A 535-nucleotide genomic window follows, 5' to 3' on the forward strand; every position below is an offset into this window, starting at 1 on the left:
TTTACAGCAACCAGATGTCGCGCAGCCACGACTACGGCAACGGGTTCAACTGGATCGTCAGCCAGTGGGGTTACCTCAATGAAAGTGGTGACGGCACGATCACGGTCGTTCGCGGGCCGGGTCGAAACCTGTGGTTCGAGCTTAACGGGGTCGGTGGTTACGTCGGTCGCTTCGGCGCGGTCTCGACTCTGACTCACGATAAAGCCGAAGGGCTTTTGGTGCTGACGACGCCGGTTGGCGAACAGTTCGCGTACCACGACTTCGACCAGTTCGAACATCCGCCGGGGGTGATGGCCTGGCATAAAGATGCTGGCGGACAGCTTACCGAGGTGACGGCCTACACCGACGACGACCACATCGTGGCGATCCAACGGAGCGTCGAGCAAGACGGCCAGACGATCACCGAGGCACTGGCCTACGATTACTTTGGCAGCGGAGAGCAGCGTGGTCGGCTGCGTCATGTCACGCTGCGCCGCAAAGTCGATGCGGGTGATTGGACCGACATTCAGCGTGCCAAGTACGACTACTACGGCGA

At 60.4% G+C, this 535-nt stretch carries 1 protein-coding gene; it reads left to right on the top strand.

The genetic code is table 11. The features are described 5' to 3' along the window. Window positions 1-535: hypothetical protein (locus FYK55_RS28805; protein WP_161604835.1), on the top strand; the 535-nt coding region annotated here is incomplete at both ends.

This window comes from Roseiconus nitratireducens (assembly GCF_008629675.1).
Classification (GTDB): Bacteria; Planctomycetota; Planctomycetia; order Pirellulales; family Pirellulaceae; genus Stieleria; species Stieleria nitratireducens.